The 20,642-nt window shown below is 40.1% G+C and carries 20 protein-coding genes; all 20 read left to right on the top strand.

The genetic code is table 11. The annotated features are described in order from the left end of the window. The first annotated feature begins 16 nt into the window (after positions 1–16). The gene (gene smc / locus GNT69_RS17060; protein WP_203556185.1) at positions 17–3,583 is read left to right on the top strand and encodes a chromosome segregation protein SMC; all 3,567 of its coding nucleotides are present in this window, start codon (positions 17–19) and stop codon (positions 3,581–3,583) included. A 19-nt stretch (positions 3,584–3,602) separates the two neighbouring features. Then, positions 3,603–4,598, top strand: a complete 996-nt coding sequence (ftsY, locus tag GNT69_RS17055) for a signal recognition particle-docking protein FtsY (protein WP_203556184.1) — start codon at positions 3,603–3,605, stop codon at positions 4,596–4,598. 94 nt (positions 4,599–4,692) lie between these two features. Next, complete coding sequence (locus tag GNT69_RS17050; RefSeq protein ID WP_203556183.1) at positions 4,693–5,022, top strand: putative DNA-binding protein; 330 nt, start codon at positions 4,693–4,695, stop codon at positions 5,020–5,022. 12 nt (positions 5,023–5,034) lie between these two features. After that, positions 5,035–6,387 (top strand): signal recognition particle protein, encoded by a 1,353-nt coding sequence (gene ffh, locus GNT69_RS17045; protein ID WP_203556182.1) that lies wholly within the window; start codon positions 5,035–5,037, stop codon positions 6,385–6,387. Positions 6,388–6,641: 254 nt separating this feature from the next. Beyond that, positions 6,642–6,914 (top strand): 30S ribosomal protein S16, encoded by a 273-nt coding sequence (gene rpsP, locus GNT69_RS17040; RefSeq protein ID WP_203556181.1) that lies wholly within the window; start codon positions 6,642–6,644, stop codon positions 6,912–6,914. Positions 6,915–6,922: 8 nt separating this feature from the next. Beyond that, the gene (locus tag GNT69_RS17035) at positions 6,923–7,153 is read left to right on the top strand and encodes a KH domain-containing protein (RefSeq protein WP_203556297.1); all 231 of its coding nucleotides are present in this window, start codon (positions 6,923–6,925) and stop codon (positions 7,151–7,153) included. Positions 7,154–7,311: 158 nt separating this feature from the next. Beyond that, on the top strand, positions 7,312–7,704 hold the full coding sequence (locus GNT69_RS17030; RefSeq protein WP_203556180.1) for a YlqD family protein: 393 nt from the start codon (positions 7,312–7,314) through the stop codon (positions 7,702–7,704). A 9-nt stretch (positions 7,705–7,713) separates the two neighbouring features. Next, a complete protein-coding gene (gene rimM / locus GNT69_RS17025; RefSeq protein WP_203556179.1) occupies positions 7,714–8,232 on the top strand; it encodes a ribosome maturation factor RimM in 519 nt (172 codons plus the stop codon). After that, positions 8,232–8,972, top strand: a complete 741-nt coding sequence (gene trmD / locus GNT69_RS17020) for a tRNA (guanosine(37)-N1)-methyltransferase TrmD (RefSeq protein WP_203556296.1) — start codon at positions 8,232–8,234, stop codon at positions 8,970–8,972. Before rimM ends, trmD begins: the two co-directional genes overlap by 1 nt. Before the next feature lie 125 nt (positions 8,973–9,097). After that, positions 9,098–9,442 (top strand): 50S ribosomal protein L19, encoded by a 345-nt coding sequence (gene rplS, locus GNT69_RS17015; RefSeq protein WP_203556178.1) that lies wholly within the window; start codon positions 9,098–9,100, stop codon positions 9,440–9,442. 179 nt (positions 9,443–9,621) lie between these two features. Further along, positions 9,622–10,173 (top strand): signal peptidase I, encoded by a 552-nt coding sequence (gene lepB / locus GNT69_RS17010; RefSeq protein ID WP_203556177.1) that lies wholly within the window; start codon positions 9,622–9,624, stop codon positions 10,171–10,173. An 83-nt stretch (positions 10,174–10,256) separates the two neighbouring features. Beyond that, entirely contained in the window at positions 10,257–11,117 is an 861-nt protein-coding gene (gene ylqF / locus GNT69_RS17005) for a ribosome biogenesis GTPase YlqF (protein ID WP_203556176.1), read from the top strand. Positions 11,118–11,167: 50 nt separating this feature from the next. After that, a complete protein-coding gene (locus GNT69_RS17000) occupies positions 11,168–11,947 on the top strand; it encodes a ribonuclease HII (RefSeq protein ID WP_203556175.1) in 780 nt (259 codons plus the stop codon). A 246-nt stretch (positions 11,948–12,193) separates the two neighbouring features. Beyond that, positions 12,194–13,354 carry an ADP-forming succinate--CoA ligase subunit beta gene (gene sucC / locus GNT69_RS16995; RefSeq protein ID WP_203556174.1) on the top strand — a complete coding sequence of 387 codons (1,161 nt, stop codon included), beginning with the start codon at positions 12,194–12,196 and terminating at the stop codon, positions 13,352–13,354. Between the two features lie 22 nt (positions 13,355–13,376). Then, complete coding sequence (gene sucD / locus GNT69_RS16990; protein ID WP_203556173.1) at positions 13,377–14,279, top strand: succinate--CoA ligase subunit alpha; 903 nt, start codon at positions 13,377–13,379, stop codon at positions 14,277–14,279. A gap of 123 nt (positions 14,280–14,402) precedes the next feature. Further along, entirely contained in the window at positions 14,403–15,251 is an 849-nt protein-coding gene (gene dprA, locus GNT69_RS16985) for a DNA-processing protein DprA (RefSeq protein WP_203556172.1), read from the top strand. Positions 15,252–15,538: 287 nt separating this feature from the next. Further along, on the top strand, positions 15,539–17,614 hold the full coding sequence (gene topA, locus GNT69_RS16980) for a type I DNA topoisomerase (RefSeq protein WP_203556171.1): 2,076 nt from the start codon (positions 15,539–15,541) through the stop codon (positions 17,612–17,614). Positions 17,615–17,794: 180 nt separating this feature from the next. Next, positions 17,795–19,102 (top strand): FADH(2)-oxidizing methylenetetrahydrofolate--tRNA-(uracil(54)-C(5))-methyltransferase TrmFO, encoded by a 1,308-nt coding sequence (gene trmFO, locus GNT69_RS16975; protein ID WP_203556170.1) that lies wholly within the window; start codon positions 17,795–17,797, stop codon positions 19,100–19,102. 63 nt (positions 19,103–19,165) lie between these two features. Further along, positions 19,166–20,068 carry a tyrosine recombinase XerC gene (gene xerC / locus GNT69_RS16970; RefSeq protein WP_203556169.1) on the top strand — a complete coding sequence of 301 codons (903 nt, stop codon included), beginning with the start codon at positions 19,166–19,168 and terminating at the stop codon, positions 20,066–20,068. Positions 20,069–20,088: 20 nt separating this feature from the next. After that, a complete protein-coding gene (gene hslV, locus GNT69_RS16965) occupies positions 20,089–20,631 on the top strand; it encodes an ATP-dependent protease subunit HslV (RefSeq protein WP_203556168.1) in 543 nt (180 codons plus the stop codon). The last annotated feature ends 11 nt before the right edge of the window (positions 20,632–20,642 follow it).

The raw sequence follows: 20,642 nt of genomic DNA, 5'->3' as shown, positions 1-20,642 counted from the left end.
AAGGGAGAGCTTGAAAGTGTTTCTAAAACGTTTAGATGTGATGGGTTTTAAATCCTTCGCTGAACGAATAGATGTTGAATTCGTACCAGGTGTAACAGCCGTTGTTGGTCCGAACGGGAGTGGAAAAAGCAATATTACCGATGCCATCCGTTGGGTACTTGGAGAACAATCAGTTAAGTCGCTCAGAGGTTCAAAAATGGAGGACATCATTTTTGCAGGAAGTGATACGAGGAAGCCACTAAATTTTGCGGAGGTGACACTTACTTTAGATAATGAAGATCAAACCTTACCGCTTGATTATAGTGAAGTAAGTGTAACAAGGCGCGTATACCGCTCAGGAGAAAGTGAGTTTTTAATCAATAAGCAGAGCTGCAGGCTTAAAGATATTGTTGACTTATTTATGGATTCGGGCCTTGGTAGAGAAGCGTTTTCGATTATCTCACAAGGGAAAGTGGAAGAGATTCTGAATAGTAAACCTGAAGAGAGGCGGACGATTTTTGAAGAGGCGGCAGGGGTTTTAAAATATAAAACGAGAAAGAAAAAAGCGGAAGTAAAGCTTTTTGAAACGCAGGAAAACTTAAATCGAGTCGCTGACATTCTTCATGAATTAGAAAGTCAAGTAGAGCCGTTGAAAATTCAGGCATCGATGGCCAAGGATTTTCTTGAAAAGAAAGAGGAGCTTGAAAAGATTGAAGTTGCTTTAACTGCCTATGAAATTGAGGAGCTCCATGGAAGATGGGAAAAGCTTTCAGGCCAGTTGGAAGATCTTAAAAATAATGAAATGCAAATGACAACTGTGCTGCAAAAACAAGAAGCAGAAGTTGAAAAAATGCGCGATGATTTGACCGCAATGGACGAGTCAATAAGCAGCCTTCAAAACGTTCTTCTTCATGCGAGTGAAGAGCTTGAGAAATTAGAAGGACGTAAAGAAGTTTTGAAAGAACGAAAAAAAAATGCGGTTCAAAACAAAGGTCAGCTAGAAAAAAATATCGTCGAGATCTCATCGCGAATCGACCATCTAAATAAGGTGAAGTCAGCTGAGGAAGAGACGGTTCAGCTTCTCACGAAGGAAGCAACAGGCTTGCGAAATGATTTAAAAGAACGCGAGCAACAAATTCAGCTTTATAGCGAAGATATTGAAATGAAGATTGAATTGTTAAAAAGCGATTATATTGATATGTTGAACAAACAAGCAACAGCGAATAATGAACTTACGCATATTAGGAGGCAATTGTCTCAACAAACAACGAGAAGGACGAAGCTAGGCGGAGAAAATGAACGCTACCTACGTTTCCGTGAAGAGATTCAAGAGAAAAGAGTCCAGACAGAGAAGCAGCTTATAAATGTTCAGCAAGAGTTAGAAGCAGGGGTTCAGCGTTATATAGCGGCACAGCGCCAACTTGAATCACTAAGCTCAACCTATGAAAAGCAAGAAAGTACATTGTACCAAGCCTATCAATATTTGCAGCAAGCAAAATCAAAGAAAGAAATGCTTGAAGCGATGGAAGAGGACTATTCCGGGTTTTTTCAAGGGGTAAAAGAAGTGTTAAAAGCTCGTGGGTCAAAGTTAAATGGGATTGAAGGAGCGGTTGCTGAATTAATAAAAGTCCCTAAACGATACGAACTAGCAACGGAAACGGCCTTGGGAGCTGCGATGCAACATATTGTTGTTGCAAGTGAAGAAGATGGGCGTGCAGCAATTCGTTATTTAAAACAACATTCGTATGGGCGCGCGACTTTTTTACCTCTTAACGTCATCAAAGGGAGAATGCTTAACAATCAGCAACTACAAATGGTCAGTGCCCATCCATCGTTTATAGGAACAGCTGTTCAATTGATTGAGTTTGCTGATAAATACGATGAGATTATCAAAAATTTACTAGGGAATGTTATCATTACGAAAGATCTAAAAGGAGCAAACGAGTTAGCGCGGATCCTGCAATATCGTAGCAGAGTCGTTACTTTAGATGGAGATGTTGTTAATCCTGGGGGGTCGATGTCAGGAGGAGCAGTGAAAAAAAACGCATCGTCCCTTCTTAGTCGTAAAGGTGAACTCGAGGAGCTTACAGCTAAACTTGGTGATATGGAAGCAAAAACCGCTCAACTAGAGGCTCGTGTGAAGTCATTAAAAGTTGAGGTTCAGGAAAGCACTTCTTCTTTGGAGAACTATCGAAAAGACGGAGAAAATCTCCGTTTAAAAGAACAAGCCTTAAAGGGGAAGTTGCGTGAAATCGAAGTAGAACAGCGAAACATCGATGAAAGACTGTCCGTCTATGATGCTGAACAAGCTCAATTTAATGAAGAGAGGGACAAGCTGACAACGAGAGAAACGGAGCTGTTAGAAGAGATCACTACATTAAAATTGCAGCTTGAAAGCTTAGACAAGGAGATTGCCAATTTAACAGTACGGAAAAATAGCAATCTCACCTCAAAAGAAACACTTATCGCAGAAATCAGTGAATTTAAAGTGCGACTTGCCGCGAAGAATGAACAACTCCAATATGCGAAAGAAAAGCTAAATGATGCGATTGTTGACTTAAAAGAACAAACGGTACGCTTACAGACAACTAGAGAGGATTTAGCGCTTTTATCTTCAGAAATGACCGATAATACTTCTGGGGAAAGTCAGCTTGAGCAAGCTGCGAGGAAAAAGCTTGAGGATAAAAATGCTACAATCCAGTTAATAGCCTTACGGCGTAAAGAACGATTGCATATGCAAAGTCAACTTGAGGATTTGGAATTAGAAATAAAAGAGTTAAAACGTCAGCATAAAGGATTAACGGAAATATTAAAGGATGAAGAGATCAAATTGAATCGTTTGGATGTTGAGCTAGATACACGACTAGCACATCTTCGCGAGGAATATTTGCTTTCTTATGAAGCAGCTTGCGATCAGTATCCATTAACGCTCCCGGTAGAAGAAGCGAGAAGAAGGGTCAAATTAATTAAACTTGCGATTGAAGAGCTTGGGACAGTGAATCTTGGCGCAATTGATGAATATGAACGCGTTTCAGAGAGATATGAATTTTTAAACGAACAAAAAAGAGATCTTCAAGAAGCAAAAGACACATTGTTTCAAGTAATTGATGAAATGGATTCAGAAATGAAAAAGCGATTTGAAGAAATGTTCGTTGCGATTCGTTCGCAGTTTAACCCGACATTTCAAACCTTGTTTGGTGGAGGAAAAGCCGATATTCGATTAACTCAGCCTGATGATTTATTGAATACAGGGGTCGAGCTCGTCGCGCAACCTCCCGGGAAAAAGCTACAGCATTTAGGGTTATTATCTGGTGGAGAGCGTGCGTTAACAGCGATCGCCCTGTTATTTGCCATTCTTAAAGTTCGCCCTGTACCGTTCTGTGTTTTGGATGAGGTGGAAGCAGCGCTGGATGAAGCAAATGTTTCTCGATTCAGCCAATATTTAAAGCGGTACAGTTTAGAGACCCAGTTTATCGTCATTACACATCGAAAAGGGACGATGGAAGAAGCCGATGTTCTATATGGGGTGACGATGCCAGAATCAGGTGTTTCAAAACTTGTATCTGTTAGGCTTGAAGAAACGAATACACTTGTTGAATCATAAACCGGAGGGAAATGAAAAAATGAGTTTTTTTAAAAAATTAAAAGAGAAATTCACTCAACAAACGGAAACGGTGAGTGAAAAATTTAAAGAAGGCTTAACGAAGACGAGAGATAACTTCTCAAGCAAGGTCAATGATCTTGTTGCTCGCTATCGAAAAGTCGATGAAGATTTTTTTGAAGAACTTGAAGAAATTCTGATTGGCGCTGATGTCGGCTTTGAAACAGTCATGAAGTTAATTGATGAGCTGAAAATGGAAGTGAAACGGCGCAACCTTCAGGATACAAAAGATGTTCAAGCGGTGATTTCAGAAAAATTAGTTGAAATATACGAGAATGCTGGTGAAGAAGAGAAGGGGCTAAACATTCAAGACGATGGATTAACTGTCATTCTTTTTGTCGGTGTCAATGGTGTTGGAAAAACGACTACGATCGGCAAACTTGCCCAAAAATTTAAACAGGAAGGAAAAACGGTATTGCTCGCTGCTGGAGATACATTCCGTGCCGGTGCAATTGATCAACTAGAGGTTTGGGGCGAGAGAGTCGGTGTCGATGTAATTAAGCAAGGGGAAGGTTCAGACCCTGCTGCGGTGATGTATGATGCTGTTCGGGCGGCGAAATCCCGTGGGGTTGATATCCTGTTATGTGATACCGCTGGCCGTTTACAAAATAAAGTGAATTTGATGAAAGAGCTCGAGAAAGTAAAACGAGTGATTGAGCGGGAAATTCCAGGGGCTCCACACGAGGTTTTGCTTGTTCTTGATGCAACAACAGGGCAAAATGCATTAGTCCAAACAAAAACCTTTAAAGAGGCGACAGATGTTAGCGGCATCGTGTTAACAAAGTTAGATGGGACCGCAAAAGGGGGAATCGTTTTAGCGATTCGCAACGAATTGAATGTTCCGGTCAAATTTGTCGGGTTAGGTGAGAAAATGGATGACCTTCAAGAATTCGATTCGGAAAAATATGTGTACGGCTTATTTGCTGATATGGTAGAAAAAGAAGAATTAAATGACTAAATATGGTCGTTAATAGGTCTCGTATTGACATTCATCCCTTTGCTGTGTAAACTAACCATTGTAAAGGTGATTCACTTAACACAGGGGGATAAATATGCTTGAAAAGACAAACCGGATGAACTATCTATATGATTTTTATCAAGCTTTATTGACTCCCAAGCAGCAAAGCTATATGTCCCTCTATTATTTGGATGACTACTCTCTCGGCGAGATTGCTGAAGAGTATGGAGTCAGCCGCCAAGCGGTCTATGATAATATCAAAAGAACAGAAGCAATGCTTGAAGAGTATGAAAAAAAGCTATTGCTCTTACAAAAATTTCAGGAGCGTAAGAAGCTGATTTTGAGGATGAAAGAATGCTTGTCTGAATCCTCGAATTCACAACTTCTCACTGATTTGCTGCATGAACTCGAGAAATTAGATTAGGAGGCGGCAGAAATGGCATTTGAAGGATTAGCCGACCGACTGCAGAGTACAATGAGTAAAATCCGCGGGAAAGGGAAGGTCTCTGAAGCGGATGTAAAAGAAATGATGCGTGAAGTTCGTCTTGCATTGCTTGAGGCAGACGTTAATTTTAAAGTCGTAAAAGATTTTGTGAAAAAAGTTAGCGAGCGCTCTGTCGGCCAAGAGGTTATGAAGAGTCTTACTCCTGGCCAGCAAGTCATTAAAGTAGTCAAAGAGGAACTGACTGATTTAATGGGTGGGGAAGAGAGCAAGATTGCCGTTGCGAAACGACCTCCAACAGTGATTATGATGGTTGGTCTTCAAGGGGCCGGTAAGACGACAACGACAGGGAAATTAGCGAATCTTTTGCGGAAAAAATACAATCGTAAGCCGATGCTCGTTGCAGCCGATATTTATCGTCCAGCCGCGATCAAGCAGCTAGAAACTCTTGGGAATCAACTGAGTATGCCGGTTTTTTCACTTGGAGATCAGGTGAGTCCAGTAGAGATTGCCCGTCAGGCGATTGAAAAGGCAAAGGAAGAACACAATGACTATGTTCTCATTGATACCGCTGGGCGCCTGCATGTCGATGAAAAACTGATGGACGAGTTAAAAGACATCAAAGAGCTTTCAAAGCCGGATGAGATCTTCCTTGTTGTTGATGCGATGACCGGGCAAGACGCTGTGAATGTAGCGCAAAGTTTTAACGAACAGCTAGGATTAACTGGGGTCGTTTTAACAAAACTTGATGGGGATACACGCGGTGGTGCGGCATTATCAATTCGTGCAGTTACGCAGACCCCAATTAAATTTGTCGGCTTAGGTGAAAAACTGGATGCGCTTGAATCGTTTCATCCAGAACGAATGGCTTCGCGAATTCTCGGAATGGGCGATGTCCTCACATTAATTGAAAAAGCTCAGGCGAATGTGGATGAAGAGAAAGCAAAAGAACTTGAGAAAAAGATGCGGACGGCTTCTTTCACATTGGATGATTTTCTTGAACAGCTTGGTCAAGTTCGTAATATGGGACCGTTAGATGAATTGCTGAAAATGATGCCCGGAGCGAATAAAATCAAAGGCTTAGATAATCTACAAATCGATGAGAAGCAAATTTCCCACGTAGAAGCGATCATCCAGTCGATGACTGCAGCGGAAAAAGAACATCCTGAGATTATTAATGCCAGCAGACGTAAACGTATTGCGAAAGGGAGCGGAAGAACAGTTCCAGAGGTCAATCGCTTACTAAAGCAATTTGAAGACATGAAAAAAATGATGAAACAAATGACAGGCATGCAGCAAAAAGGCAAGAAAAAGGGCGGGTTTAAACTCCCTTTTAAGCCGTTTTAACCTTTGTGTCTAGCTACATTTCTTAGTCCTGTGGTTCATAAGCTTGTCTAGTTGCGGCTCTCCTAGGGAATCGAGTCATAAGCCACTCCCTTTCAGAAGGTAAAGAACACCTTCTTACAGGGCGCGTCTTATGCTTGTCGTCCCTGTGCAGTCGCCTTCGCTTTTCAGTGTGTAAAGAAAAAACACTTTACAATTAAAAAACAATTTGATATTATTCTATCTTGTGTGAAACTATTCGGAGGTGCTTATTTAAAATGGCAGTAAAAATTCGTTTAAAGCGTATGGGAGCTAAAAGGTCTCCTTTCTATCGTATTGTTGTAGCTGATTCTCGTTCTCCTCGTGATGGACGTTTGATTGAGACAGTAGGAACTTACAACCCAGTTACAGATCCAGCAGTAGTTGACATCAACGAAGAGCTTGCTCTTAAATGGCTTAAGGACGGTGCGAAACCATCTGACACAGTTCGTAATCTGTTCTCAAAAGAAGGCATCATGGAGAAATTCCATAATGCTAAATTAAGCAAGTAATCGTGAACATGAAAGATTTAATTGAAACAATCGTAACGCCTTTAGTCGAATTTCCTGAAGATGTACGTGTAAGCACATCTGAAGAAGACAATCGAATTACGTATTTTCTATCTGTTCATAAAAGTGATATGGGAAAAGTAATTGGAAAACAAGGGCGCGTTGCAAAGGCCATTCGAACTGTCGTCTATGCAGCAGGATCGTCACAACAAAAGAAGATCTTTTTAGAGATTGTTGAATAGTTCAGTATTGGAAAGACGGACTTAAAATCATTAAACATGATTTTAAAGTCGGTCTTTTTCTTTTTTACTCGTTTCATATATAATGAACATGCATATCAATGCCGGATCTAAAATGAAAGAGAAATAAAACCATCGCTGAGTAATGGAGAGGTGAGGTTGTGAAGGTCATTCAAACAGTGATCGTTAAACAAGTATTAACAGAAGCAAGCAAAGATCGACTTCTGCAAAAATATGAAGGAAAAAAGCTTCAATTGCAAAAAGAAACAGAACAATTAAAGTTTGAATTAAAAAAGCAGGAAAAGTTAAAAAAATTCTCTTCAGAGTTATTACAAAAACAATTTGATCAGGAAATTCGTACCCGCTATGAGAAAATAAAACAATGGGATTTTTATATGGAACAATTACATATTCTACCGTTAGGAAGCGAGTTGAAAGAATCAGAGCTTCAAGCACTTGTTGAAATTAACGAAGGGGATCTTTGGGATGATTTCCTTAATGAAAAAACAATTGTCGTGAAAGACGGTGTTGTTGTTGAAATACGTGAGAGGTGAAGGTTAAAAATGAAGAAATGGTTTAATGTTGGAAAAATCGTTAATACCCACGGATTACGTGGCGAGGTAAGAGTAATATCAAGAACGGACTTTCCGGAGGAACGATACAAAACAGGGAATATGCTCTTTCTTTTTAAATCGGGAGAAAAAGAACCAATCGAACTGGTTGTCAGCAGTCACCGAACACATAAAAACTTTGATTTGCTGACCTTTGAAGGTTACGATAATGTGAATCAAGTGGAAGCGATGAGAGATGGCATCCTGAAAGTTCCTGAAAGTCAACGTGGGACACTCGAAGAAGGTGAATATTATTTCCAAGATATTATCGGCTGCCTCGTTGCAACAATCGATGGTGAGGAAATAGGAAAGATTGTTGAAATTCTCACGCCTGGAGCAAACGATGTCTGGGTGGTAAAGGCAAAGAAAGGGAAAGAAATCCTCATTCCTTATATAGAAGATGTCGTTAAAAAAGTCGACATTAAAGAGAAATTAATTTTAATTGAACCGATCGAAGGGCTTTTATCATGATGAAGATTGATATCCTATCGATCTTTCCAGAAATGTTTGCTGGTGTTTTCGGACATTCTATTCTGAAGAAAGCTGAAGACAAACAAGCGGTAAGTTATAATGTAGTGAACTTCCGGGAGTATGCCGATAACCGTCATCAAACCGTCGATGATTATCCATACGGAGGAGGGGCAGGGATGGTATTAAAGCCTCAACCGATATTTGATGCGGTTGCACATATAGTTGACAAAGCAGAAGTGAAGAAGACGCGAGTCATATTAATGTGTCCACAAGGAGAACGTTATACACAAAAAAAGGCAGAAGAGCTTTCCAGGGAAGAGCATCTTATTTTCATTTGCGGCCATTATGAGGGCTATGACGAGCGGATTCGTGAGCATTTAATTACCGATGAAATTTCTATAGGTGACTATGTACTTACAGGTGGGGAGTTAGGAGCAATGGTCGTGGTTGATAGTGTTGTACGACTGTTGCCTGGGGTACTTGGCAGTGAAGAATCACATATTAAAGATTCGTTTAGTACTGGCTTATTGGAGCACCCTCACTATACAAGACCAGCAGATTTTCGGGGAATGAAGGTTCCTGACACTCTTTTATCTGGAAACCATCGTTTAATTGAAGAATGGAGAATAAAAGAATCCCTTCGCAGAACGCATACTCGTCGTCCGGATCTTTTTGAAGAAATCGAACTTCCAAAAGAACACCAGAAATGGTTAAATGAAATAAAAAAACAAAAGGAATAATTATTGCAGTTAATGTTTCATTATGGTATAGTATTTTTTGTGGCTTGAGCTGAAAGCTCGTCATGGATAACGATGTTCCGCTGTACTAACATGTATAAGAGCATTTGTGGGAGGAGTTGAAAACGATGCAAAGTCTAATTGCAGAAATTACAAAAGAACAACTTCGCACTGATTTACCTGCTTTCCGTCCTGGAGACACTGTACGTGTACACGTTAAGGTTGTTGAGGGAACTCGTGAGCGTATTCAGGTGTTTGAAGGTGTTGTAATTAAGCGTCGTGGTGGTGGAATCAGCGAAACTTTTACAGTTCGTAAGATTTCTTACGGGGTAGGCGTTGAACGTACATTCCCTGTTCATACACCAAAAATTGCGAAGCTTGAAGTAATCCGTCGCGGTAAAGTACGCCGTGCGAAACTTTACTACCTACGTAAATTACGTGGTAAAAAAGCTCGTATTAAAGAAATTCGCTAATATGAATTTAGGTAAAAGGAGCTTGCAAAACAAGCTCCTTTTTCTTAGAATACGGGCAACTCTCATTTTGAATATAAAAATTATGTAAAAAAAACCCTCCCATTGTGTTTATGTTTCATAAGTTATGTAAAATAAAGATATATATAGAAAAAAGATTTTCTGAGAATGGTGGGGAAAGAATGGCACAGAAAAAAAATGAATTTTGGGAATGGACAAAGGCACTAATCATTGCTGTTATTTTAGCAGCAGTCATCAGGTACTTCTTATTTGCCCCTATTGTGGTAGATGGATTGTCAATGATGCCAACCCTACATGATCAGGATCGAATGATAGTCAATAAATTAGGTTATAAAATAGGGGAGCCTGAACGCTTTGATATTGTCGTTTTCCATGCGCCAGAAAATAAAGATTACATAAAAAGAGTGATTGGTTTACCAGGAGATAAGCTTGAATATCGAAATGATACACTCTATATAAATGGGAAAGCATACGAAGAGCCATACTTGGAAGAATATAAAAAGCAAGTCATTGATGGGCCGCTTACAGACCCATTTACATTAGAGGAGAAAATTGGCAGAGAAACAGTACCTGAGGGTCATATTTTCGTCATGGGAGATAATCGTCGATACAGTAAGGATAGTCGCCATATCGGTACAGTCCCACTCGGGGAAGTTCTTGGGAAAACAAGTTTGATTTATTGGCCAATTGAAGATATTAGACTAGTCGAATAATAAGGAGCGCTTTGTTCATTCTCTGTCAAACTTATGCAGGGCATAAACAAAGCGCTTCCTCATCGTAAGGAGGTTTTTTGCAAATGACAATCCAATGGTTTCCTGGCCATATGGCTAAAGCTCGTAGGGAAGTAACCGAGAAACTTAAGCTAGTCGATATTATTTTTGAATTAGTGGATGCGAGAGTACCTTATTCGTCGCGCAATCCAATGATTGATGAGATCGTCCAGCATAAGCCGCGAATTGTATTTCTAAATAAGGCTGATATGGCCGACAAGGAAAGAACAGCGGAGTGGATTCGCTACTTTAAGAATCAAGGCGTAACCGCTTTGGCGATTAATGCTAAGGCTGGCGTAGGATTGAAGCCAATTGTTAGTGAAGCGAAACGTTTATTGACGGATAAGCTTGAACGGTTAAAAGCAAAAGGAGTTAAGCCGCGGGCTATTCGTGCAATGATTGTCGGAATTCCGAACTCAGGAAAGTCGACGCTGATTAACCGCCTTCACGGGAAAAATATTGCGAAAACAGGAAATATGCCTGGAGTCACGAAAGCGCAGCAATGGATCAAGGTGGGAAATGAACTCGAGCTCCTTGATACCCCTGGAATTCTCTGGCCAAAATTTGAAGACCAAGAAGTGGGATTAAAATTAGCTGTTACAGGTGCGATTAAAGACACGATTCTAAATTTAGATGATGTAGCAGTATATGCTTTGAAATTTCTGCGGACAAACTACCCTGAAAGGTTAAAGGAAAAGTTTGAGTTAACGGAAATCCCAGAGGATATAATCGAACTATTTGACAAAATCGGGCTAGTACGGGGATTTAAACAGGGCAAAGAAATTGATTATGATAAAGTAGCTGAAACTGTGATTAGGGAAATACGTGGAGAAAAGTTTGGTCCGCTTACTTTTGAACGACCTAGAGATATACAAGAGGAAAAGTAAGGGGATTTGTCCTATGAGTTAATAAGAAATAAAAAAGAACGGAAGATTTTATGGGGAAATTAACGGTTGAAGAAATCGAAAAAATGTTGGAAGAGAATAACGAGATTGATGAGGCGTTTATTCAACTTCTTGAAAAAGACGAACGGAAAGGGGTCCAGCGTCTTCTTAAGAAATGGATGAGGCAGAAGGAAAAGGAACGATTATTACATAAAAAATATGTTGAAATGACTTCCTATGAACGCCAGTTTAAGGCCCAAGGGTTTCAGTTTATTGCCGGGATTGATGAGGTAGGAAGAGGTCCTCTTGCGGGCCCAGTTGTCGCTGCCGCTGTCATCCTTCCTGACGACTTTTATTTACCCGGTATCGATGATTCCAAGAAACTTAGCGAGCAAAAACGAAATGATTATTTCGATAAAATTCGCTCGGAGGCTATAGCGATCGGTATCGGGTTTATCGATGCATTAGAAATTGACCGTATCAATATTTTGCAGGCATCAAAAAAAGCTATGAATCATGCAATCGCGCAACTGCCAATGAAGCCTGACTTTTTGCTTGTCGATGCTGTCAAGCTTGAGACACCTTATCCCGCTGAAGCAATCATTAAAGGGGATAGTCGAAGTGTGACAATTGCTGCCGCTTCAATCATTGCAAAAGTGACGAGAGACCGGTTTATGCGTGAAATTCATAATGAATACCCCCAATATGGTTTCGGTTCGAATATGGGGTATGGGACGGCAGAACATTTAGCTGCGATTAGCAGGGAAGGAATAACGCCTTATCATCGAAAAAGCTTTGCTCCGATAAAGTCGTTCTCTATACAAGAAAAATAATCGTTTAGATAATAAATCTCCTGCCTTATCTAAAAGGCCCGTAAATAGTCGTTTACAGGGTCTTTTTTTCGTACACTTTGTCAGAATTTTAGAAAAACCGAAATATTTTTAATCATAAAGCTAGACAAGAAATATTTCATTATATACAATGAAAGCGCAGTCTGTTATTTTTGAAACAGTTTTTTAGTTAAAATTCTGCAACGAACATGTTGCAAACTATGTGGAAGTTGATAGGAGGATGGGAAAATGAATATCCATGAGTATCAAGGAAAAGAGGTCCTCAGACAATATGGGGTTACAGTACCTAATGGTAAAGTGGCATTCACAGTCGATGAAGCTGTTGAGGCCGCGAAAGAATTAGGAACCCAGGTTTGTGTTGTAAAAGCACAGATTCATGCTGGTGGACGTGGAAAAGCTGGTGGGGTAAAAGTAGCAAAAAATTTAGATGAGGTTCGTACATATGCAAGTGAAATCCTAGGAAAAACGCTTGTCACTCATCAAACGGGACCTGAGGGGAAAGAAGTAAAGCGACTTCTTATTGAAGAAGGCTGTGACATCAAAAAGGAATATTATGTCGGTCTAGTGCTTGATCGTGCCACTTCTCGAGTTGTTTTAATGGCTTCAGAAGAAGGTGGAACGGAAATTGAAGAAGTTGCGGAAAAAACCCCGGAAAAAATCTTCAAAGAGCAAATCGATCCTGTTGTAGGATTAACAGCTTTCCAAGCGCGAAGAATTGCTTTTAATATTAATATCCCTACTCAGCTTGTTAACCAAGCAGTGAAGTTTATGATGGGATTATATAACGCATATATTGAAAAGGATTGTTCGATTGCTGAAATCAATCCGCTTGTCGTTACAGGGGACGGCAAAGTCATGGCACTTGATGCAAAGCTGAATTTTGATGCGAACGCTCTTTATCGTCGTAAAGATATCATTGAACTTCGTGATCTTGAAGAAGAAGATGCAAAGGAAATTGAAGCATCTAAATACGATTTAAGTTACATCTCTTTAGATGGAAACATTGGTTGCATGGTAAATGGTGCCGGACTTGCAATGGCTACAATGGACATTGTAAAACATTACGGTGGTGACCCCGCAAACTTCCTTGATGTTGGGGGCGGTGCAACGGCAGAAAAGGTAACCGAAGCATTTAAGATTATTCTATCCGATCAAAACGTAAAAGGTATTTTCGTTAATATTTTTGGTGGAATTATGAAGTGTGATGTCATTGCTAATGGTGTAGTTGAGGCTGCAAAACAAGTTGGATTAGAAGTTCCGCTTGTTGTTCGTCTTGAAGGAACCAATGTGGATCTTGGGAAGCAAATCCTAAATGAATCCGGATTGAATTTAGTTGCAGCTGAATCAATGGCTGACGGCGCGCAAAAAATTGTTTCACTAGTTAAGTAGGATAGGAAGGAGAATCGTTGTTATGAGTGTATTTATTAATAAAGATACAAAAGTCATTGTCCAAGGGATTACTGGTTCCACAGCTTTATTTCATACAAAACAAATGCTGGAATACGGAACAAAAATCGTTGCTGGAACAACTCCTGGAAAAGGTGGACAAGAAGTCGAAGGAGTTCCTGTTTTTAACACTGTTCAAGAGGCTGTAAAAGCGACCGGTGCAACTGCGTCCGTCATTTATGTTCCTGCTCCGTTTGCAGCAGATGCGATCATGGAAGCTGTTGATGCTGAACTTGAACTTGCTATCTGTATCACGGAGCATATTCCTGTACTAGATATGGTAAAGGTAAAACGTTATATGGAAGGTAAGAAAACTCGCCTTGTCGGACCGAACTGTCCAGGGGTGATTACAGCAGACGAATGTAAAATTGGAATTATGCCAGGCTATATTCATAAAAAAGGTCATGTCGGTGTCGTTTCCCGTTCGGGTACATTAACGTATGAAGCGGTTCATCAATTGACACAAGCTGGAATTGGTCAAACTACAGCTGTTGGGATTGGTGGCGACCCTGTTAACGGTACGAACTTTATTGATGTTTTGAACGCATTTAATGAGGATCCGGAAACATATGCAGTGATTATGATTGGTGAAATTGGTGGAACGGCTGAAGAAGAAGCTGCTGAGTGGGTAAAAGCCAATATGACGAAACCTGTTGTTGGTTTCATTGGTGGTCGTACTGCGCCTCCGGGAAAGCGTATGGGTCATGCTGGCGCCATTATTTCTGGTGGAAAAGGAACCGCGGATGAGAAAATTCGCGTAATGAACGAGTGTGGCATTAAAGTGGCTGAAACGCCTTCAGTAATGGGAGAAACATTAATCGAAGTTCTTAAAGAACAAGGACTATACGACAAGTGTAAAACTCATTAATCAAAAATAGTGCAAACAGTCCCTCCTTTAGTTAAGGGACTGTTTGCCTATTCTTTTAATCTTCTAATCCTCGTAATTTTTCTTCCTACTTTTCAAAAATATCCCCGTCAAGGAGGTCCTTAAATGGATGAACTAAAAAAACGGCTTATACAATTGGTGCATTGTAAACGGTTAGGGTGGAAGGCGATTTACTCATTGTTGAAAGCAAACCCTTCCTTACGTGACCTCTACTCTCCTCTTAACGATGAAATCGTTCAGTCAAATCTCCCTTCAATGCTCAATGCAATTCCGATTGATGATTTGCTTGAAGATTATTTTACTAGTAAAGTTAAAATGATTAGTATTTTTGATGAAGGCTACCCTCCTCTTCTTAAAACCATTTATCAACCTCCGTGGATCTTGTTTGTGAAAGGGGATTCAAATCTATTAAATTCTAGTTTTTCTTTAGCGGTTGTAGGAAGTAGAGAAGCAACGCCATATGGGAGAAATGTGATTGAATATTTATTTCCAGAATTGATTCACCGTGGTGCAATGATTATAAGCGGTTTAGCTAGAGGGATTGATGCGCATGCCCATGAAATCGCCATGAAGAATGGTGGGAAGACGCTTGCGGTCATTGCGGGAGGTTTTAATCATATTTATCCGCGGGAAAATTGTTCTTTGGCCCATCGTATGATGCGGGACCAGGCGATTATTTCTGAATATCCGCCAATCTTCAGACCTGAAAAATGGCAGTTTCCGTTAAGGAATCGGATCATTAGTGGTTTGGCGAAAGGAACGCTAGTCATTGAGGCTAAAAAAAGAAGCGGCTCATTTATAACGGCAGATTATGCATTGAATGAAGGCAGGGAGGTTTTTGCCATCCCAGGTAGCATTCTTTCTCCCTCCTATTGCGGAACAAATGAGCTCATTCAGCTTGGTGCAAAGTTAGTAAAGGAACCGAAAGATATTATAGAAGAAATTTTAATTTGATTTGTGAAAAATAAGGCGAAATAGTCAAAAATACCGGTAAAATGAAGAGTTTTCTTGTCAAAAAACGCCCTCAATTGGAAAATTTACAACAAAATGGTTGAAATTATTTTAAATCTGTTATACATTTTGCATCAGGACAATTATATAGTAGGGACTTCTCTATTCATTATTATAAAAGCGGTAAAAGAAGGTAAGTGAAACCGTTTTCTTTCCGCAGGTTATTGACAACGTGGAACTGCATATTAAATAATAGTGGTAATTTTAATCCCTCTAAGGAGGACTACTGAATGTCGGAGTATTTAGTCATCGTTGAGTCGCCTGCCAAAGCGAAAACGATTGAACGTTATTTAGGTAAAAAATATAAAGTGAAAGCCTCAATGGGGCATGTAAGAGATTTGCCCAAGAGTCAAATGGGTGTCGATATAGATCGTGAGTATGAACCGAAATATATAACGATACGAGGAAAAGGTCCTGTTTTAAAAGAATTAAAATCAGCGGCCAAAAAAGCGAAGAAAATATTCCTCGCGGCTGACCCGGATCGTGAGGGGGAAGCAATTGCCTGGCATTTAGCGAACAGTCTTGATGTTGATGTCAATTCTGATTGTCGAGTTGTGTTTAATGAAATTACGAAAGATGCAATAAAAGATTCGTTTAAGCATCCACGCCCGATTAATATGGATCTTGTCGATGCACAGCAAGCCCGTCGTATTCTAGACAGGCTCGTTGGTTATAATATCAGTCCTCTTCTTTGGAAAAAAGTAAAAAAAGGGCTAAGTGCAGGTAGGGTCCAATCGGTCGCGTTAAGGATGGTTATTGATCGCGAAAGAGAAATAAAAAGCTTTGTACCTGAAGAGTATTGGACAATTGGTGCTGAATTCTTGAAAGGAAAAACAAAGTTCGAGGGCAGCTTTTATGGAGTTGATTCAAAAAAGGTTGAATTGAAATCAGAAGAAGATGTTCAAAAGATATTGAAGCAGCTCAAAGGAAATACATTTAAAGTTGATAGTGTTACGAAAAAAGAACGAAAGCGAAACCCTGCTCCCCCATTTATTACATCGTCGTTACAACAGGAAGCCGCTCGGAAACTAAATTTCAGAGCAAGAAAAACGATGATGCTCGCACAGCAGTTATACGAGGGGATTGATCTTGGAAGTGAAGGAACAGTTGGTTTAATCACTTACATGAGAACTGATTCGACAAGGATTTCTGAGGTTGCCCAAGCAGAAGCAAGTGGTTATATTGTTTCAGAATATGGCAAGGAATTTTTAAAAACAACGGATAAGAAAGAAAAGAAACAAACAAATGGTCAGGATGCTCACGAAGCTATTCGTCCAACGAGTGCTCTAAGAGTACCTACTGAGATTAAGGAGTATTTATCTAGAGACCAATTTCGTTTATATAAATTAATTTGGGAACGCTTTGTTGCCAGTCAAATGGCTCCAGCTGTGATGGATACGATGAGTGTTGATCTAGTTAACATGGGAATTACATTTAGGGCGACAGGTTCAAAAATAAAGTTTCCTGGTTTTATGAAAGTTTATGTAGAAGGCACTGATGATGAAACAGACGAAAAAGATCGGATGCTTCCCAATTTAGCTGAAGGCGACGAGGTGTTGAAAAAGGAGATTGAACCGAAACAGCACTATACACAGCCGCCCCCAAGGTATACGGAGGCGCGTCTCGTAAGAACGCTTGAGGAAATGGGAATCGGTAGACCTTCAACTTATGCCCCGACACTTGATACGATTCAGAAAAGAGGATATGTTAGCCTTGATAATAAGCGGTTTGTTCCAACTGAATTAGGGGAAATTGTATTAGAGCTAATCATTGAATTCTTTCCACATATCCTTGATGTTGAATTTACAGCAAAGATGGAGCAGGATCTCGATAGTATCGAAGATGGAAAAGTAAATTGGGTCAAAATTATCGACGGTTTTTATAAGGGGTTCGAAAAAGACCTTGAAAAAGCGGAACAAGAGATGCAGGAAGTTGAAATTAAGGATGAACCTGCAGGCGAGGATTGCGAAGAATGCGGCAATGCAATGGTTTTTAAAATGGGGAGATACGGAAAGTTTATGGCTTGTAGTAATTTCCCAGATTGTCGCAATACGAAAGCAATTGTGAAAGAGATTGGTGTTAAGTGTCCGAGTTGTAAAGAAGGAAACGTTATTGAAAGAAAGAGTAAAAAACGTCGGATTTTTTATGGATGTGATCGTTATCCAGGATGTGAATTTCTTTCTTGGGATAAGCCGCTTGCCAGAAGTTGTCCGAAGTGTGAAAGTCTTTTAGTTGAAAAGAAACTTAAAAAGGGAGTTCAAGTGTCATGTATTGAATGTGACTATAAAGAAACTCCACAAAAATAAGGGTGAGCAGAAGCTCACTCTTTTGTTTTGTGTTCAGTTATGATAAAATCATTTTTTGTTAAATCTGAAACTTTTTTTTGTTCCATTTCGTAACATTAGATGCAAATATAATTTCATAAGGGTAAACTAAATGTGTAAAAACAAGCAATCGACTTACAATGAAGCAACTGGAGGATGGAAATGACAGAAGCAATTGTTACCATAGTTGGAGCAGGACTTGCTGGTAGTGAAGCTGCGTGGCAGTTAGCTAAACGAGGAATAAAAGTGAAACTGTATGAAATGAGACCGGTTAAGCAAACGCCAGCTCACCATACGGATAAATTTGCAGAATTGGTGTGCAGCAACTCGCTGCGTGCAAATACTTTAACAAATGCTGTCGGTGTGTTAAAAGAAGAAATGAGGATGCTCGATTCGGTTATCATTGGGGCAGCTGACGCTAGTTCAGTACCGGCTGGTGGAGCACTTGCGGTTGACCGTCATGATTTCGCAGCGAGAGTGACTGAACAAGTGAAAAGTCATCCGAACGTAACGGTAATCAATGAAGAGGTAACAGCAATACCAGAAGGACCAACAATTATTGCTACTGGACCTCTTACAAGTGAAGCTCTCTCGCAAGATTTAAAGATGCTAACTGGAGAGGACTATCTGTATTTTTATGATGCTGCAGCGCCAATCCTTGAAAAAGACAGTATTGATATGGATAAAGTTTATTTGAAGTCTCGTTATGATAAAGGGGAAGCTGCTTATCTTAATTGTCCGATGACAGAAGAAGAGTTTAATCGGTTTCACGAAGCTTTAGTTGCAGCGGAAACCGTACCGTTAAAAGAATTTGAGAAAGAAATTTTCTTCGAAGGCTGTATGCCGATTGAAGTAATGGCTAATCGCGGGAAAAAGACGATGTTGTTTGGACCGATGAAGCCAGTTGGGCTTGAAGATCCAAAAACAGGGAAACGCCCCTATGCTGTTGTTCAATTAAGGCAGGATGATGCCGCTGGGACATTATATAATATCGTTGGTTTTCAAACTCATCTCAAATGGGGGCCGCAAAAAGAAGTTATTCGGTTAATTCCTGGGCTTGAAAATGCGGAAATAGTGCGATACGGAGTAATGCACCGCAATACGTTCATTAACTCTCCAAAAGTTCTAAAAGCGACCTATCAGTTTAATAATCGTCATGATTTATTTTTTGCAGGTCAAATGACAGGAGTAGAAGGATACGTGGAGTCGGCTGCTAGTGGGATAATTGCTGGAATCAATGCTGCAAGGTTAGTTACGGGAGAATCGGCCGTTGAATTTCCGAAAGAAACAACAATGGGAAGCATGGCTAATTATATAACGACAACGAATTCTAAAAACTTCCAGCCGATGAATGCAAATTTTGGCTTACTTCCAGATCTGCCAAAGAAAATAAAAAATAAGCAGGAAAGAAATGAACAGCATGCTAAGCGGGCGATGGAAACAATTCAGAACTTTGTGAAAAATTTGTAAAAATTGTTGCAAGAGGCTACTAACATATGATAACATTTAGTAGCCTGTGTGAGGTGAGAAGAATTGACGGAAGATGTGAACGTTTCTTTAAAACTATTTATCGAATATTTACAAATTGAAAAGAATTGTTCGCAATATACGATTAAACATTATCAACACGACATAACAGATTTTTTTATGTTCATGGATGAACAAGCGATTTTAGACGTAAAAGCAGTTCAATATTCCGACGTAAGGATTTATCTGACTAAGTTATTCGAACAACGCCTATCGAGAAGGACGGTTGCCCGCAGGATATCCTGTCTTCGGAGTTTTTATAAATTTTTACATCGAGAAAAACTTGTGGAAGAAAATCCTTTTTCCCTCGTTTCCATCCCAAAAGCTGAAAAGCGACTTCCTGGCTTTTTTTACGAGGAGGAAATGGAACTTCTCTTTGAGTCTTGTGAAACAAATACTCCGCTTGGAAAAAGGAACAAAGCATTGCTAGAGCTATTGTATGCTACAGGAATTCGTGTGAGTGAGTGTTGTAAACTTCGTTTGAAGGACGTTGATTTTTATCTTTCAACCATACTCGTTCAAGGGAAAGGGAATAAAGAGAGATACGTTCCGTTTGGCAGCTTTGCTCACGACGAACTGGAAAACTATATACATACTTCCCGCAATGACTTATTAAATGGCAGAGAGGACCATGGGTTCTTATTTGTGAATTTCCGTGGGGGAGCATTGACGGATAGGGGAGTTCGTGAAATTTTAAACAAGTTGTTTGAGAAATCTGCAATCAGTGGAAAAATTCATCCCCACAAGCTCAGACATTCATTTGCAACTCATATGCTAAATCATGGAGCGGATATGAGAACGGTTCAGGAATTGTTAGGCCATGCGTTTCTTTCGTCAACACAAGTTTATACCCATGTGACGAATGAGCATTTAAGACAGACCTATATGTCCACTCATCCAAGGGCATAAGGCCAAAAGGAGGAAGAGGGATGTCTCAATTTCATGCCACAACCATTTTTGCGGTTCAACATAAAGGGAAATGTGCAATGTCAGGTGATGGTCAAGTCACTTTCGGAAATGCAGTTGTGATGAAACACACAGCGCGAAAGGTAAGAAAGTTATTTAATGGAAAGGTAGTTGCCGGATTTGCCGGTTCTGTTGCTGATGCTTTCACCTTGTTTGAAATGTTTGAAGCCAAACTTGAGGAATATAACGGCAGTCTTCAAAGAGCAGCGGTGGAGCTTGCAAAGCAATGGCGAGGAGACAAAATGCTTCGGCAATTAGAAGCCATGCTTATTGTGATGAATGAGGAAAATATATTGCTTGTTTCTGGTACTGGGGAAGTAATTGAGCCTGATGACGGCATCTTAGCGATTGGTTCAGGCGGGAACTACGCTCTAGCAGCAGGTCGAGCGTTGAAACAGTATTCCGGCGAACATTTAACTGCGAAGGAAATTGCTCAGGCGGCCCTAAAAATAGCCGCTGATATTTGTGTGTATACAAATACGAATATTATTGTGGAAGAATTGTAGGAGGAGAAAGC

The sequence above is a fragment of the Bacillus sp. B15-48 genome, from assembly GCF_016879755.1.
Taxonomy (GTDB): domain Bacteria; phylum Bacillota; class Bacilli; order Bacillales; family Cytobacillaceae; genus Mesobacillus_B.
The sequence above is the reverse complement of the archived record's forward strand: the minus strand, read 5'-3'. Positions and strand labels throughout refer to the sequence as shown.